Source organism: Novosphingobium sp. Chol11 (assembly GCF_900218065.1).
In the GTDB taxonomy this organism is placed as follows: domain Bacteria; phylum Pseudomonadota; class Alphaproteobacteria; order Sphingomonadales; family Sphingomonadaceae; genus Sphingobium; species Sphingobium agri.
The window spans coordinates 945,877-961,001 of record NZ_OBMU01000001.1 but is presented as its reverse complement, the minus strand read 5'-3'; the positions used below and the strand labels follow the sequence as shown (position 1 = coordinate 961,001).

General features: G+C 62.2%; 18 protein-coding genes. 8 read left to right on the top strand and 10 right to left on the bottom strand.

Going from position 1 to position 15,125, the window contains the following annotated elements:
- Positions 1-49 precede the first annotated feature (49 nt).
- The gene (locus tag NCHOL11_RS04825; RefSeq protein ID WP_097091306.1) at positions 50-493 is read right to left on the bottom strand and encodes a DUF805 domain-containing protein; all 444 of its coding nucleotides are present in this window, start codon (positions 491-493) and stop codon (positions 50-52) included.
- A gap of 104 nt (positions 494-597) precedes the next feature.
- Here NCHOL11_RS04825 and purL point away from each other — a divergent pair, with 104 nt between their 5' ends.
- Positions 598-2,775 (top strand): phosphoribosylformylglycinamidine synthase subunit PurL, encoded by a 2,178-nt coding sequence (gene purL / locus NCHOL11_RS04820; protein WP_097091305.1) that lies wholly within the window; start codon positions 598-600, stop codon positions 2,773-2,775.
- Positions 2,776-2,808: 33 nt separating this feature from the next.
- On the opposite strand, the gene NCHOL11_RS04815 is transcribed toward purL, so the two are convergent.
- Positions 2,809-3,576, bottom strand: coding sequence for a methyltransferase domain-containing protein (locus tag NCHOL11_RS04815; RefSeq protein WP_097091304.1), 768 nt, complete (start codon positions 3,574-3,576; stop codon positions 2,809-2,811).
- A 59-nt stretch (positions 3,577-3,635) separates the two neighbouring features.
- Between NCHOL11_RS04815 and NCHOL11_RS04810 the strand changes: the two genes are divergently transcribed.
- The 3 genes from NCHOL11_RS04810 to bfr all read left to right on the top strand — a co-directional run bounded on the left by NCHOL11_RS04810 (position 3,636) and on the right by bfr (position 5,746).
- Positions 3,636-4,880 (top strand): DUF418 domain-containing protein, encoded by a 1,245-nt coding sequence (locus NCHOL11_RS04810; protein WP_097091303.1) that lies wholly within the window; start codon positions 3,636-3,638, stop codon positions 4,878-4,880.
- A 55-nt stretch (positions 4,881-4,935) separates the two neighbouring features.
- Positions 4,936-5,106, top strand: coding sequence for a (2Fe-2S)-binding protein (locus tag NCHOL11_RS04805; RefSeq protein ID WP_097091302.1), 171 nt, complete (start codon positions 4,936-4,938; stop codon positions 5,104-5,106).
- A 160-nt stretch (positions 5,107-5,266) separates the two neighbouring features.
- Positions 5,267-5,746: a bacterioferritin gene (gene bfr / locus NCHOL11_RS04800; protein WP_097091301.1), complete on the top strand. Its 480-nt coding sequence runs from the start codon at positions 5,267-5,269 to the stop codon at positions 5,744-5,746.
- A 40-nt stretch (positions 5,747-5,786) separates the two neighbouring features.
- Here the strand turns inward: bfr and NCHOL11_RS04795 are convergent, their stop codons facing one another.
- Positions 5,787-6,194 carry a (deoxy)nucleoside triphosphate pyrophosphohydrolase gene (locus tag NCHOL11_RS04795; RefSeq protein WP_097091300.1) on the bottom strand — a complete coding sequence of 136 codons (408 nt, stop codon included), beginning with the start codon at positions 6,192-6,194 and terminating at the stop codon, positions 5,787-5,789.
- Between the two features lie 78 nt (positions 6,195-6,272).
- On the opposite strand from NCHOL11_RS04795, the gene NCHOL11_RS04790 reads away from it, so the two are divergent.
- Both NCHOL11_RS04790 and NCHOL11_RS04785 read left to right on the top strand, forming a co-directional pair.
- Positions 6,273-6,458: a Flp family type IVb pilin gene (locus NCHOL11_RS04790; protein ID WP_097092733.1), complete on the top strand. Its 186-nt coding sequence runs from the start codon at positions 6,273-6,275 to the stop codon at positions 6,456-6,458.
- Between the two features lie 130 nt (positions 6,459-6,588).
- Entirely contained in the window at positions 6,589-6,747 is a 159-nt protein-coding gene (locus tag NCHOL11_RS04785) for a Flp family type IVb pilin (protein WP_097091299.1), read from the top strand.
- 75 nt (positions 6,748-6,822) lie between these two features.
- Here NCHOL11_RS04785 and NCHOL11_RS04780 read toward each other — a convergent pair whose 3' ends face one another.
- From NCHOL11_RS04780 to NCHOL11_RS04760, 5 genes are all read right to left on the bottom strand, one after another.
- Positions 6,823-8,304 (bottom strand): M48 family metalloprotease, encoded by a 1,482-nt coding sequence (locus tag NCHOL11_RS04780; protein WP_441339469.1) that lies wholly within the window; start codon positions 8,302-8,304, stop codon positions 6,823-6,825.
- A 76-nt stretch (positions 8,305-8,380) separates the two neighbouring features.
- Positions 8,381-9,325: an acetyl-CoA carboxylase carboxyltransferase subunit alpha gene (locus NCHOL11_RS04775; RefSeq protein WP_097091298.1), complete on the bottom strand. Its 945-nt coding sequence runs from the start codon at positions 9,323-9,325 to the stop codon at positions 8,381-8,383.
- 11 nt (positions 9,326-9,336) lie between these two features.
- Positions 9,337-10,254, bottom strand: a complete 918-nt coding sequence (locus NCHOL11_RS04770; protein ID WP_097091297.1) for a tyrosine recombinase — start codon at positions 10,252-10,254, stop codon at positions 9,337-9,339.
- A 4-nt stretch (positions 10,255-10,258) separates the two neighbouring features.
- Positions 10,259-12,070, bottom strand: coding sequence for a hypothetical protein (locus NCHOL11_RS04765; RefSeq protein ID WP_097091296.1), 1,812 nt, complete (start codon positions 12,068-12,070; stop codon positions 10,259-10,261).
- Positions 12,071-12,074: 4 nt separating this feature from the next.
- Positions 12,075-12,263 (bottom strand): hypothetical protein, encoded by a 189-nt coding sequence (locus NCHOL11_RS04760; protein WP_097091295.1) that lies wholly within the window; start codon positions 12,261-12,263, stop codon positions 12,075-12,077.
- Between the two features lie 82 nt (positions 12,264-12,345).
- On the opposite strand from NCHOL11_RS04760, the gene NCHOL11_RS04755 reads away from it, so the two are divergent.
- Together NCHOL11_RS04755 and aroB are read left to right on the top strand one after the other, a co-directional pair.
- Positions 12,346-12,894: a shikimate kinase gene (locus NCHOL11_RS04755; protein ID WP_097091294.1), complete on the top strand. Its 549-nt coding sequence runs from the start codon at positions 12,346-12,348 to the stop codon at positions 12,892-12,894.
- Positions 12,885-13,994, top strand: coding sequence for a 3-dehydroquinate synthase (aroB, locus tag NCHOL11_RS04750; protein WP_097091293.1), 1,110 nt, complete (start codon positions 12,885-12,887; stop codon positions 13,992-13,994). The genes NCHOL11_RS04755 and aroB overlap by 10 nt, the downstream gene beginning before the upstream one ends.
- A 236-nt stretch (positions 13,995-14,230) precedes the next feature.
- Here aroB and rpmE read toward each other — a convergent pair whose 3' ends face one another.
- Together rpmE and fabZ are read right to left on the bottom strand one after the other, a co-directional pair.
- Complete coding sequence (gene rpmE / locus NCHOL11_RS04745) at positions 14,231-14,455, bottom strand: 50S ribosomal protein L31 (protein ID WP_097091292.1); 225 nt, start codon at positions 14,453-14,455, stop codon at positions 14,231-14,233.
- A 107-nt stretch (positions 14,456-14,562) separates the two neighbouring features.
- The gene (gene fabZ / locus NCHOL11_RS04740; protein ID WP_097091291.1) at positions 14,563-15,045 is read right to left on the bottom strand and encodes a 3-hydroxyacyl-ACP dehydratase FabZ; all 483 of its coding nucleotides are present in this window, start codon (positions 15,043-15,045) and stop codon (positions 14,563-14,565) included.
- Positions 15,046-15,125 lie beyond the last annotated feature (80 nt).

The window sequence follows — 15,125 nt, the reverse complement described above, 5'->3', positions numbered from 1 at the left end:
CACCGCCTCCCATGTCTTTCACAGGCCGGGCCTCACAGCCCGGCCTTTTTCATTTGGGCGACGGGGACGCCAGTTCAGGCTCGCCCACTTCAATGGGATCGGGACCGAAGCGGTTGGCCCCGCGCGTCCCGCTCATGATGAAGAACACCAACAGAATAAGGCTGCCGATCAACGGAAAGAAGATGATCAACAGCCAGAAGCCGCTCCGGTCCGTGTCATGCAAACGGCGCACGGCTACCGCCAGCCATGGGATCAGCATGGCGAGGCCGAACAGGCCCGTAAGTGGGCCGCCGCGGGTTTGATAACCGGTGTCGAACCACCATGGCCCACGCCGCACCCAATGCTCCGTCGTGCTGAGCCCCAGCAGCCCCTCTATGAGGCTGATCGCGATGAAGCAGATCAGGAGGAAGAGGATGAACATCCAATATTCCTTCGGCCGCGCCCGCCCGGAAAAACGGGCGTAGCGACGCAGCGGCAACAACATCCATTCCATTTTCCGTCCTCCCACCATGATCCAACGCATATTAATAGCATGTTTTCCCGAGTTGGGCTGGCCAAGGATTGTCTATCCGCCCCTCCCCGGCTAAAGGCGCGCTCATGTCGACCGCAGCCACTCAGATCACCCCGGAAATCGTCGCCGAACATGGCCTTTCGCCGGAAGAATATGACCGCGTATTGAACGCCCTCGGACGCGAGCCCAACCTTACCGAATTGGGCATATTCTCGGTCATGTGGTCGGAGCATTGCTCCTACAAGTCGAGCCGCATCCACCTGAAGAAGCTGCCGACCGAAGGCCCGCAGGTCATTTGCGGCCCTGGCGAGAATGCGGGCGTCGTCGATATCGGCGATGGCCAAGCGGCGATCTTCAAGATGGAGAGCCACAACCACCCGAGCTACATCGAACCCTATCAAGGCGCGGCGACGGGCGTGGGCGGCATCCTGCGCGACGTGTTCACCATGGGCGCCCGGCCGGTTGCGAACATGAACGCGCTGCGCTTTGGCCGCCCCGATCATCCGAAGATGAAGCATCTCATCAGCGGCGTGGTGCATGGCATCGGCGGCTACGGCAACTGCGTGGGCGTGCCGACCGTGGGCGGCGAGGTGAATTTCCACCCGGCCTATGACGGCAACATCCTGGTCAACGCGATGACGGTGGGCGTCGCGGAGACGGACAAGATCTTCTATTCGGCCGCGTCGGGTATTGGCAATCCGATCGTCTATGTTGGTTCCAAGACGGGCCGCGACGGCATCCATGGCGCCACCATGGCCTCCGCCGATTTCGGCGACGATGCGGACGCGAAGCGCCCAACGGTACAGGTGGGTGACCCCTTCACCGAAAAGCTGCTGATCGAGGCCTGTCTCGAGCTGATGGCGTCCGACGCGATCGTCGCGATCCAAGACATGGGCGCGGCCGGCCTCACCTCCTCCTCGGTGGAAATGGCTTCGAAGGGCGGCGTCGGTATTCAGCTCAACATGGATGACGTGCCGCAGCGCGAAACCGGCATGACGGCTTATGAAATGATGCTGTCGGAAAGCCAAGAGCGCATGCTGATGGTGCTCCAGCCGGGCAAGGAAGCTTTCGCCGAAGCGATCTTCCGCAAGTGGGAACTGGACTTCGCGGTTATCGGCCATGTGACGGACACCGGCCGCATGGTGCTGGTGCACAAGGGCGAGACCGTCTGCGACATCCCGCTTGCTCCGTTGGCCGATGATGCGCCGCTTTATGACCGCCCATCGATGCCGAAGGAAGACTATAAGGCCTGGGCCAAGGTCGAACCGCTGGGCGAGATCGCGGAAAACAGCGACATTGGCGCGGATCTCGTAAAGCTCATGGGTTCGCCCGACATCGCCAGCCGCCGTTGGATCTGGGAACAATATGACCATATGGTCGGCGCCGACACTGTGCAGCGTCCTGGCGGCGATGCCGCGGTGGTGCGCGTCCATGGCACGCAAAAGGGCATCGCGATCAGCACCGACTGCACCCCGCGCTACTGCTATGCCGACCCCTATGAAGGCGGCAAGCAGGCCATTGCGGAATGCTATCGCAACATCAGCGCGGTCGGCGCCACGCCGCTGGCCGTCACCAACTGCCTGAACTTCGCCAATCCGCAGCGGCCTGAGATCATGGCGCAGCTGACCGGCTGCCTCGACGGCATGGGCGATGCCTGCCGCGCGTTCGACTTCCCGATCGTGTCGGGCAATGTGTCGCTTTACAATGAGTCGAAGGCGACGGGTGGCGGTTCGGCCATCCTGCCCACGCCTGCGATCGGCGGCATCGGCCTGCTCAAGGATATCGATGTGATGGCGACCGTTGCCTTCAAGAATGAGGGCGACGCCATCTGGCTGATCGGTGGCCAAGGCACGCATCTTGGCCAGTCCATCTGGCTGCGTGAAATCGCAGGCCGCGAAGCCGGGGAAGCGCCGAAGGTCGATCTCGCCGCCGAGCGCGCTCATGCGGAAACGGTCCGTGCGCTCATCGCCGACGGAAAGGTCAGCGCGGTTCATGATATTTCGGATGGCGGCCTGCTCGTCGCCGTCGCTGAAATGGCGCTCGCGAGCGGCAAGGGCGCAGAGCTCAGCACCGAATTGACCACCGCAGCAGCCTTTGGCGAGGATCAAGGCCGCTATGTCGTGACAGCAGCGGCGGGCGTGGACATTCCGGGCGCGGTGAAGATCGGGACCGTTGGCGGCGATCAGGTTGCGGGCGTCAGCCTTGCCGATCTCCGCTCAGCACATGAGGGCTTCTTCCCCAATTTGATGGACGCCGAACTGTAAGGGCGGATTTGGCGAGCTGATGGGCGGGCCGGGTCAGGCAGACCTCGTCACCCGCCCGAACAGCAGTTGATAGACATCATCGCCCCCCTCCGCATCGAATACGGCCATCACCTTTCTGAGGTCCTTGGGGGAAAGGGGTTGGCGCCCCTCGCTGGACACCACCGCGCCGATCCCTTTCAGATGCGAGAGCAAGCCCCGCGCGCTGCCGCAGTGGAGAGCATAGTCTTCCTCGAAAACGAACGCGTCTTCATACCGGGCCAGCATGGAAGATAGTTCGCGAGTCGACGGGTAGTCAGGGACGCCGGGTATCAGGCCGCAGGCTTCATGAGCTGCCCGCCATTTCGCAAAGCTCCCCCGCCCCATCGTCGAAAAAATGATGCTTCCGCCCGGCTTCAACAGGCTGACCAAGCGAGCGATCGCTTCTTCCAGATCGTCGAACCATTGGAAGGCCAAGCTGGAAAGGATCAGGTCGAACCACTCGCCTTCGAACGCAGGCGCTTCTCCATCCATTGCGATGAAAGTGCCCGCCACGAAGGCTCCGGTCGCGGTGCGCGCGAGCATTTCTGGCGAGAGGTCGGTAACGAACAGTTCGGCCGCGGGCCATCGCTGCTGGATGTCACGGGTCAACAGCCCCGTTCCGCAGCCGATTTCCAGAATGCGCTCAACCCCTGAAGATTTCTGCCGTTGAGCAAGGTCGGCGACCAAGGCCGCTGCCGCGCGCTGCGGACCGGCATGATCCTCATAATGATCCGCCGCCGCGCCGAACGCCTCGCTTATCCGTTGCTTGCGGCCGCTGTTCATGGCTAGTCGCATGACAGAGCAACGCCGCCTTTGCCAGCGTCTTTAAGGAACCTTGCCACATGATCGCCCCTTCATCCCGGATCGCCGCCATGGACGTGCTGCGCGGCTGCGCGGTGATGGGCATATTGTGGATGAACATCAGCAGCTTCGCCCTGCCGCAGACCGCTTATTTCGTGCCCAGCGTCGCGGGGCCGCTTTCGGTTGGCGACAAGCTGTTCTGGTTGACCAGCTTCCTGCTGTTCGACGGCAAGATGCGGGCCCTCTTCTCCATGCTATTCGGCGCGTCGATGCTGCTTTTGATCGATCGCGAGGAAATGGCGGGGCGAAATGGGCAGCGCGCGCAGATCATCCGGGCAGCCTGGCTCTTCGTCTTCGGCCTCGCGCATTATATGCTGCTATGGTCCGGCGACATATTGATGAATTATGCCCTGATCGGGCTCGTCGCTATGATGTTCATCGGCAAGGAGCCGCTGTCGCTCCTCAAATGGGCGTTCCTGTTCTTCCTTGCTCATTTCCTGATCTGCACGGCATTTGTCCTTAGCCTCCATGGATGGGCGGAGGCGGCCGCCGCGCCCGACGCCTCCGCAACCCTAAAGGACAGCTTTGCCCGCTACATCGGTGCTTTGAGCAATCCTTATGATCCCGCGATCCGGGAAGAAATCGCCACCTACCGGAGCAGCTTTGCAACCATAGTGGCGCATCATCTGGAGCTCTATGTCAGCAATTGGTGGTGGTCCTTTTTCCTCAGCGCGTTCGACACGCTCGGTTTCATGCTGATGGGCATGGCCATGCTGAAGGGCGGGTTTCTGACCGGACGGTGGCAAGCGGAGCAATATTGGCGCACGGCAAGGCATTGTTTCCTGATCGGGCTGCCTCCGATGGCGGGCCCCGCGGCCTGGCTGATCCTGCGGGATTTCCCTGCCTTGCCATCCCTGGCTACGTCGCTTGCCTGGTCCTTTCCCTTCCGTATCCCGCTCGCGGTGGGCTGGGCAGCGCTGATCCTTTGGGTGTTCGTCCGTCATGGTGAGCGGCGGATCGTGATGGCGGTTGCGCGCACGGGTCGGTTGGCGCTCAGCAACTATCTGGGCAGCAGCCTCTTCATGTGCGCCCTATTTTATGGGTGGGGTCTCGGGCTATTTGCGCTGTTGCGGCCGTCGCAACTGCCGCTGCTGGTGCTCTGCGCCTGGCTTTTCATGCTGGTGTGGTCGACGGCATGGCTTGCCCGATTCGCCATCGGACCTTCGGAATGGCTTTGGCGCACGCTCGCGCGAGGAAAAACGCAAAAGATTCGCAACAGCATCTAATATTCTATTGCGACCCATTATCATCTGAGATATTTCCCGATTCAGGGAGAGCCTCATGGTCGTCTGTGTCTGCAATGCCATTCGCGAAAAGGATCTTAAGGAAGCCGTGCGCAGTGGCGCGGATACCCCCTGTAGCGCTTATGCCCGTCTTGGCCGCCGTCCCAAATGCGGGCAGTGCGTCCCCTTCGCCCGCACGCTGATCGCTGCCGAGCGCGCCAGCGCCTGATCAGCATTGCAAATCATCCGCAGTTAATCCGCTTCGATCGCCGAGAACTCGACGCAATAGCGCTAGAGAAAAATGGCTGTTTTCCTGGGCTTTCGGGTTAACAAACCGGATCACGCACCCTATAGTTACGCTTTCATTCCAATAGCCGGAGGACAGCGCCATGAAGGGTGACTCCAAGGTCATCGACTATCTCAACGAGGTCCTCAAGAACGAGCTGACCGCGATCAATCAATATTTCCTGCATTACCGGATGCTTGATCATTGGGGCATCGAGAAGCTCGCCAAGTTCGAATATGAAGAGTCGATCGATGAGATGAAGCATGCGGACAAGGTCGCGGAACGCATCCTGTTTCTCGACGGTCTGCCCAATTTCCAGCTGCTCGGCCGCTTGAAGATTGGCGAAACGGTCGAAGAGGTGCTCAAGGCCGACCTCGCACTGGAATATGAAGCGCTCCCCGTCCTGAAGGACGCGATCGCCTATTGTGAGACCGTACGCGATTATGTCAGCCGCGACCTGTTCCAGTCGATCCTCGAAAGCGAGGAAGAGCATGTCGACACATTGGAAACCCAGTTCGAAATGATCGAACGCATGGGTATCCAGAATTATATCCAGCTTCAGAGCAAAGCTGCGGAAGATTGATTCATAAGGTGGGTGGGCGCTTGTTCGCCTGCCCCCTTTCTCAAATCAGCGAATCGAGCAAGCCGATCAGCGGCAAGTCGGCTGGAGGCATGTCCAACGCATACATCTGATTGGGCCTCACCCATTTCAGATCGGTAGCGTGCCGCGCTTCGGGCAAGCCTTCCCATTTTCGGCAAACATAGAGCAGGAGCAGCAGGTGCCTGTCGCCAAGCGCCTCGCTGGCGAAAGCGGCTGGCGCGAGACAGCTTGCATGGGTGCGGATGCCCAATTCTTCCTCCAGTTCGCGAATCAAGGCTGCTTCTGGCGTCTCCCCCATTTCCACCTTTCCGCCAGGAAATTCCCACAGGCCTGCCATCGCTTTGCCCGGGGGCCGTTGCTGAAGCAGCACCCGGCCGTCCGGATCCACGAGTGCAGCCGCGACCACGAGCAGGGGAAAAGCCGATGTCATCTTTGTCCATTGAAGAAATTTATTAACCCCACCCTTTTACAAGCGATGGCGGGCCTGTCTGCAATATTCGGGAATCATATGCGCGGACTGATCGGAAAGCTGTCGATGATAATGTTGCTGCGTTGCGATCGTGGTGCGACCGCAATCGAATATGGCCTAATTCTGGCGCTCATCGCTCTGGCAGTAGTTTCCGCCATGTCGAGCGTGGCGACCAAGACGATCAACATGTGGAACAACGTCGCCAGGGAAGTAGTCAACCATTAACCATCAAATTTCTGACCGGCAGATGTCGTTAAATCTTTATCAACCCGTCTCAGCTAGAAAGTCCATAGCTGACCTAATTTCGAGCGGGGCGGCCGGGATGTTGAACGGAATTTAGTCAAGGAGAATAGCAATGCAGTTCATCCGCAAGATGATGAAGAATGAAAAGGGCGCGACCGCCATCGAATACGGCCTGATCGCAGCTCTGATCGCTGTGGCCGCGATTACGGCGATGTCGACTGTCGGCACGAAGCTGACCAACACCTTCAATAACGTTTCGAACAAGCTCTAATTCTCCAGAGCTTTCGAACAAAAAGGGGTGGCGGACGTAATTCCGCCGCCCCTTTTCGTTGAAGCGCTCCGATGTCTACCCGGCCACTATGATTTTTACCCTTTCGCCAGGCTTCAACGCGGTTCGAGCATCCAACGCGTTGAGCACCAGGAAACGCTCTAACTGTTGGTCAGCATAAGCCATTCGTCGGCTGAGCGACTGCACGGTATCTCCTGCCTTTACCGTAACCACATTCACGCGGCGCGGCTTTATGGCTGCTGCTTCCTGAGACGTGAGTCGCGTGACCGACTGCACCAGGGGAGCGAATGGCCCTATCCCCTGCCCGGCAGGCGTCAGGAGCAGGAAATGATATGCTTTGCCGCCGCCAAAATCATAGGCGAATACGGTTGCGTCCACTTGGGTAGAGTTGGCGTTTGCCCGAATGCTACGCCACGCAGCGGGAATGCCATTTACCGTGGTGCGGCGCACCTCTCCTTCCGGCACGCGGCTATTACTGCCGCCCAACTTCGCGAAAACCGAGTCGATATAGGCGCCAAGATCGCCTGAATAAGCGCCGCCACCAAATTGCGCCTGCCCGCCAGAGCCGGAAATAGAGACCGCACTCGCGCTATTTTCCATGCCGAAGCCGGAAGGTACGGTGAAAGCCAAGCGCAGGTCTGGATGACGGAAACGGCTGCCCTCGATCACACCCTGCCGCGGATCGTCGCCGTAAAGGACGCCGTCCAGCGCCTTCAAGAAGTGATCCTGATTGCGTGCACCAGCGGACGTTTTCTGGGCGGAGGCGTTACGCGCCGCGCGCCCGACACGGGAGGCGGGGTCGGGGTGCGTGCTCGCCCATTCCGGAACAGACCGCGCATTGCCCGTCACGCGCGCATCCAGACTGCTTTGAGCACCCAAGGATGCCAGCATGGACGATAGCGCCCGAGGATCATAGCCAGCGGACGCAAGGTAACGGATGCCGAGGTCGTCGGCCTCATATTCCTGCGTGCGCGAGAATTTGAGGGTCAATAACTGGCTGCCCGTGCCAATGCCTTTCTGCAGCAACCCGGCAAAGGCAGAATCGCCCAGCAGGGCCCCCGTCAGCACCTGCAGCAATGTTCCGCCGATGGCATTGCGCTGCGCCGCCTGCTGACGCCGCTGGCCATGCTGAGCCGCGACATGCCCGATCTCATGGCCGAGTACGCCTGCAAGCTCTGCTTCGTCATTGGCCAGCGCCATCAACTGACGGGTCACATAGACATAGCCGCCGGGAATGGCGAACGCGTTGTTAACCGGCGAATTCAGCAGCGTTACGGTGAAATCGCCTTGAGCGTTGGACAGTCCGGATTGAACGGCGATGCGGCGGCCCACTGTTTCGGCATATTTCGCCTGAGGGCCAGTATAGGCGCCGCCAAATTCGTTGAGCAACTGCGGGTGCTGCTTCGCGCCGCTTGCTTTTTCCTGCGGGCTGATCGACGTCACCGTCCGGATCGCGCGTTGCTGCCCCAGAACTGACGGTGCTGCGATGGCGGCCGCGATAGCAATCGCGCCGCTTGTCCATGCCAATGCCTTTTTCACGGCTCCTCCACATGCTGAACCTGTTACCCGGACGAAACGAGGCTCCGGGCTGCATGTTCCTTCAGGAAGAGTGAGATCAAGCGCCGATGGCTAGAAATTTGTCCGCCCGGTCGGTGCGAAGTTCCTGGGGCCCGAGGCCTGCGAGTGAGTCCAGCTCTTCACCAATGGCTGCGCCAAGGCTGGCGATCGCCTGCACAGGTTCGCGGTGCGCGCCGCCGATGGGTTCCGTGACGATCCGGTCGATGACGCCCAAACCCTTGAGATGCTGCGCCGTCACCTGCATGGCCGTGGCGGCGTCGCTCGCCTTGTCGGCGGTCCGCCACAGGATGGAGGCACAACCTTCAGGCGAAATGACCGAATAGACCGCATGTTCGAACATCAGCACCCGGTTCGCGGCGGCCAGCGCGACCGCACCCCCGGAGCCGCCCTCACCTACCACCGCAGCGACCATGGGGACGCCCAGCGCCAGGCATTGTTCGGTCGAACGGGCGATAGCCTCCGCCTGGCCGCGTTCTTCGGCCTGAACGCCCGGGAATGCGCCCGACGTATCGACCAGCGTCACGACAGGCAGACCGAACCGGTCAGCCAACTGCATCAGGCGGATTGCCTTGCGATAGCCCTCGGGCTTCGCCATGCCGAAATTGTGGCGGACGCGGCTGGCGGTGTCGTCACCCTTTTCATGGCCGATCACCATCACCCGGCGATCGCCCAGCATCGCCAGGCCGCCGATGATCGCCTGATCATCGGAAAAGGCCCGGTCCCCGGCGAGCGGCATGAAATTGTCGAACATGCCCGCGACATAATCCTTGAAGTGCGGGCGATCGGGATGCCGGGCAACCTGTGTCTTCTGCCAAGGCGTCAGCTTGGCATAGGTGTCCACCAGCATCTTGGCGGCGCGCTGCTCCAGCTTCTCGATCTCGCCGCTTATGTCGATATCACCGGCGCTCGCCGTCGCGCGCAGTTCGATGACGCGCGCCTCAAGCTCGGCGATAGGCTTTTCAAATTCCAGAAAGCTAACCATGGCCGACGGCGTTAGGGTGCAGACGCTTCTTCGTCAACGAAACGATGGCGCATTGTCGCCAGTGGGTGGCGGCTGTTCACCAATTCGACCAGACGGCGGCTGTCGACATGCGTATATATCTGCGTCGTACCAATGTCGGCATGGCCAAGCATAGACTGGAGCGCGCGCAAGTCTGCCCCGCCTTCGAGAAGATGCGTGGCGAAGGCATGGCGCAGCACATGGGGGCTTACCCGCTGCGGCGCTATGCCTGCTGCGGCGGCAAGCTGCTTCACCAACTGATAGAGGCGAATGCGGCTCAAATGGCTTTTGCCGGAGGGAAAGAGCCATGGGCTGGTCTCAGGGACGTGCGGCAACCAGGCGGAGACGGCGGCTCGCGCCCGGTCCGATATCGGCACGAGCCGCTCCCGCGCCCCTTTGCCTTTCAGAATCAGGAATGGACGGTCCGCGGCCAGCGCCCTGCGCGGCAAGGAGACCAGTTCGGTAGCGCGCAGACCTGAGCCGTACAGCAACTCGATCAAGGCCGAGAGACGAAGGTCGAGCGGCGACGGATGCGCGACGGCGAGCTTTTCCTCGATCAGGGCAAAGAGAGATCCGACCTCCTGCGCCGACAAAATCTTGGGCAGGGGGCGCCGGGTGACCGGACGCGGCAATGCAGCGGAAGGATTGTCGCCGCGCAGCCCTTCTTCTTCCAGAAAGCCGTAAAAAGCGCGCAGTGCCGAAGCCTTTCGCGCCACCGAAGAAGCGGACAGTCCCGCCCAGGCAGCGGCAAGCCCCGCAATGGCGTCCTTGCTGGCGGCGGAGAGGCCACCCAAAATCTTAGCCGCGCCTTCCAGATCAGCGCGATAGGCGAGCAAGGTATTGCGCGAGGCACCGCGTTCCGCCGCCATCATCTCCAGAAAACGGCCGATCAGCGCCCCATCCTCTCCCATGGGCTCAGATCCGCGTTATCGCCTCCGCCGCGATCATCCGCGCTTCGGGGTCGAGCCCGACCTGATGCAGAGCCGCAACGATGTGATAGAGGTGAGCGGCAGGCAGGCGATCCCACTCCGCCGCCTGCATGCCCACGGCGGCAAGCAACGCGACTGTCGCTTTCTCTCCCCGCCCTGCGGCTTGGTGGATCGCCCGCGCCCAACGGCTGTTCACCGCAAGGTTCAGGCCATTATCCTGCGCCAGGGAGGCACTGGCCTGCGGATTGAGGCGGGCAAGTCCCGCCAGAGCCGCAATCAACATCTGGCCTTTTGCCGCGCCAGCCTCATCGGCGAAGGAGGATACACGGCCTTCGCTGATGTCGACCACCGCGCTCGGCGCTCCCACCGCCAGCAAAGCCCAAAGGTCGCCTGCGCCGTCGCCTTCCGCCTGCCGTGCGACGCCGCTCCACCGCGCGGCGCTGCGGTCATAGCCTGCCGTCAGCATGGATGCGACCAGATTGGCGGCCTCCCGCGCGTCGATCGTGGTGACGGGCAAGGCGGCCGCCGCCTTCGCCGTCGCGATCAGGCCGACATAGTCAGGCTTGCCATTGTCGCGCCACAGCGTCCGCATCCCCTGAACGCGCTCTCCTGGCGAGCTTGCGCGATAGGCGTTGCGCAGCGCATCGACCTTGTCGGCAATTTCGGGGGTCGCATCGCCATCGGCGGCCAACTGGCTATAGAAGCCGACCAGCGCCTGATTGGAGAAAACGCCCAGTCGCGCTGCTGCTTCCGAACCGGGCAGGCGGCGAACCGCGCTCAATGCAGGCGCGCGCGCTTCCCATGCCCGCACATGGCGCCCCGCGGTGGCGTAAAGCGCGTCGGGGATTTCGACATTAAGAGCGGTGGCAAGGCCGAAACGCCACGCCGTCAGCCCATCTACGCCGTCCCATTCGATCTTCACCGACCGACGCGCATTAAAGCCGGTGCCGACGACCTTCTCTGCCAGGCGATAATCGACGCCGCGCACGACGCCCCGGCGCTGCGCCTGGTTGAGCGCCGCACTGGCAGACCCCTGATCCCCCGACAGCGCCGGGCAGATCGCCCGCGTCATGTCCCATCCGGGTTCCTTGCTATAGCGCAGCGCACCGGTCGAAAGCGGACATAAACCGGCCGGGTCCGCGGCCGCCAAGTAGGTCTGCATCGCCACGGCATAGAGGCGCGGTGTGAACTTGTCGGAATCGACGCTCTGCACCAGCAGCCGCGCGCTGTCCGCTTCGCCCATCCGCAGCAGCAGCCACGCCCGTTCGGCGACCCAATCCGCGCCATTGATATCGCGCGGCGTGTCCGTAGCCGAAAGCAGCGCGCGGCGCAGCAGGATGGACGCCCAGCGCGACGTGACCGGCGCGCGCGTTTCCTTCATCAATGTCGCGAGAAACAGGCCGGACTGGCCGCCAAATGCATCAGGTTCCAGGCCGAGCCGCGCGGGCGTGAGCGGCCCGACACGGTCTAGCGACCGCTGCGCGCCGGGGGGCAGATCATATTTCTGCTTCTGCGCCGCCAGCTCTTCCTCGGACAGCTCATCCACCGCCTCGCCCGCCAAGTCGTTGTCCGCAGACGGTACGTCGCTGCTGAGGGGCAAGGGCTGAACCATCGGCACAGGCGCGCCGGGGGTTGCCGGACGCGCGGGCTGAGGCGCGGAAGCCGGTGGTGCCGGAGGCGCCTCTCCGAAACCCGGGGGCAGGAGCGATTCCGGCGACTCCTGCGCAATCACCGGCAGCGCGAGAGCGAACGCCAGCGTCCCCAGCGCCCATTTCGCATTCACCCGGCTTTGACGCATGAACTTATTTGCCCAGCTTTTCGGCGGGAATGGTCTTTTCCACCCGCTGCTGCGGCTGTTCGCCGCCACGCGACCAAAGCAGCGCGACGAGACCCGCAAGCAGGACGATCAGAACAATGGGAATGAGTGGCAGGCGCGTCCCGCGACGGCGTGAGCTGCTTTCGAAGGTGCTGAAGGAACGATTGCTTCTCATGGATCCTTGTGCGGCCTAGCCGTCTAGTTGAGGAAAGTTGCGATTTGCCTCCGCGACGGGGGGATGTATAGCCCCCTCCGCAATGCAGCGAAACAGCAAATCCGTGCCTCCGCAGTCAAAGCGCGGTTCCATCGTCCTGATAGGGATGATGGGCGTCGGCAAATCGACGGTCGGACGCAGGCTGGCAGCGCGGCTCGGCCTTGCCTTCGTGGATGCTGACGAAGAGATCGAAAAGGCCGCGGGCATGACCATCACGGAAATGTTCGAACGCTATGGCGAGGGCTATTTCCGTGATGGCGAACGACGGGTGATCGCCCGGTTGCTGGACGATGAGCCCAAGGTGATCGCCACCGGCGGCGGCGCGTTCATGCAGGAAGATACGCGCGCCCTGATCCTTGACCAGGCGACCGCGATATGGCTGGACGCCGACATCGATACGCTGGTCGATCGGGTATCGCGGAGGGAAGGCCGCCCATTATTGAAAGGTAAGGACCCCCGCGTCGTGCTGACCGAATTGGCGGCAATTCGGAACCCGGTCTACTCGTTGGCCCCCATCCACGTGAAGAGCATTGCCGCGCCGCATGAAGTGGCGGTCGAGAGCATTTTGGAGAAATTGGCGGCATGGCAATAGTCCGCGTCGCGCTGGATGCGCGCAGCTATGACATCGTGATCGAACAAGGCGCGCTGGATCGCGCGGCGGGTCATCTTGGCTCCTATGCCAGGGGCGGCAGGATGGTGGTCGTGACCGACGCCAATGTCGCGAAGGCACAGCTGCCCCGGCTGGAAAACAGCCTGCGCAGCACTGGTGTCGCGGTTCAGGCCATCATCCTGCCTGCTGGCGAGCAGACGAAGAGCTGGCGCCACCTTGAGCAATTGCTCGATCAGCTATTGGCTCTGGAAGTGGAGCGCGGCGACCATGTCGTGGCGCTGGGCGGCGGCGTGATCGGCGACCTTGTCGGTTTCGCCGCATCCATCCTGAAGCGCGGCTGCCACTTTATCCAGGTGCCAACGACGTTGCTCGCCCAGGTCGACAGTTCGGTTGGAGGAAAGACCGCGATCAACGCGAGCGCGGGCAAGAATCTGATCGGCAGCTTCTATCAGCCGAGCCTGGTCCTGATCGATCCATCCACCCTCGACAGCCTGCCGCATCGTGAAACGCGCGCGGGCTATGCCGAGGTCGTGAAATATGGCCTGATTGACGATCCCGAATTTTTCGCATGGTGTGAAGCTGAGGGACATCGGCTGCTGACCGGCGATCGCGATGCCCGCGAGTTCGCGATTGAGCGCAGCGTCCGTGCGAAGGCGGCTATCGTCGCCGACGATGAGCGCGAAACATCCGGCCGTCGCGCGCTGCTGAACCTTGGCCATACGTTCGGACATGCGCTGGAGGCGGATACGGGCTTTTCCGATCTGTTGCTGCATGGCGAAGGCGTGGCGGCGGGCATGGCGCTCGCGTTCCGCTATTCCGCGCGGCTGGGGCTGTGCCCGCCGGAGGATGCGCATCGGGTGACGGCGCATCTGAAGTCGGTGGGCCTGCCGCATGATCTTGGCAGCGCCCATGTGAAAGCGGACGGCGCGGCCTTGGTGGCCCATATGCTGCACGACAAGAAGATGGCGGCAGGCACCCTGCCCTTCCTGCTCGCGCGAGGCATCGGGAAGACGTTCCTGTCGAAGGATATCGTGTTGGATGATGTCGCGGCGTTTCTGGACAAGGACCGCGCGGCGAGCTGATATCCGGCCGAGCGGAGTGTGACGATGCTCCCCTCCCGCAAGCGGGAGGGGCCGGGGGTGGGCCTGCGCGACAACGCCCCATTCAAAGGCCAGACCAGACTCGCGCTCCCCTCGCCTCTCTCCTACCCCTTCCTCTTACGGGAGGGAACGTCCTCGGCCACGCATCGCCAATATCAATTACATACAAAAAGGGCGCCGATAAGGCGCCCTTCCCATGCGTTCCAAAATGGAAGCGATTACTTCTTCAGCGTCAGGCCGCCAAAGCGCTTGTTGAAGCGCGCCACCTGGCCGCCCTGCTCCAGCTGACGCTGGCCGCCGGTCCACGCCGGGTGCGACTTCGGATCGATGTCGAGCGCCATCGTATCGCCTTCCTTGCCCCAGGTCGAACGGGTGCGGAAGGTGCTGCCGTCGGTCATCTGGACGGTGATGAAGTGGTAATCGGGGTGGGTATCGGCCTTCATGGGTCTGCTCCGTCAATGGGCCGGTTTCCGACCGGCCATGGATGCGAAATCTTGCGAAGGCGCGCGGTTACATGGGATTTCCCACAAACGCAAGCCCCGCGCGGCCTTTAGTCTGTCGGCGGATCGGCGATCATCGCGACAAAGTTTGCTTCGGCGCACAGCTTGCCGTCCACCGATGCCTTGCCGACGAATTTGCAGACCCGGCCCCGAATCTGGAGCAGTTCGACATGCAGGTCGAGCAAGCAGCCCGGCTCCACCGGGTTGCGGAACTTGGCCCCGTCGATGCTCATGAAATAGACCAGCTTGCCCGAGCCGCGCAGATCGAGCGTTTCGACCGTCAGCACGCCTGCTGCCTGCGCCATCGCTTCGACGATCAACACGCCCGGCATGATCGGGCGGCCAGGAAAATGTCCCTGGAAGAATGATTCGTTGATCGAGACGGCCTTGACCGCGTGGATCTTCTCGTTGCGCACGAGATTGGCCACGCGGTCGACGAGCAGCATCGGATAGCGGTGCGGCAGCGCTGCCATGATGCCACGAATATCGATGGCACCCACGGCGGCTGGTGCCGCTTCAACTTCCCCCGTCATCGGCCGATATCAGCGCGAGGTCGGCTGCTGCGACGGGTTGGCGGGAGCCGCGGCGGCAGGCGTCGGCGCCTGACCGCGCG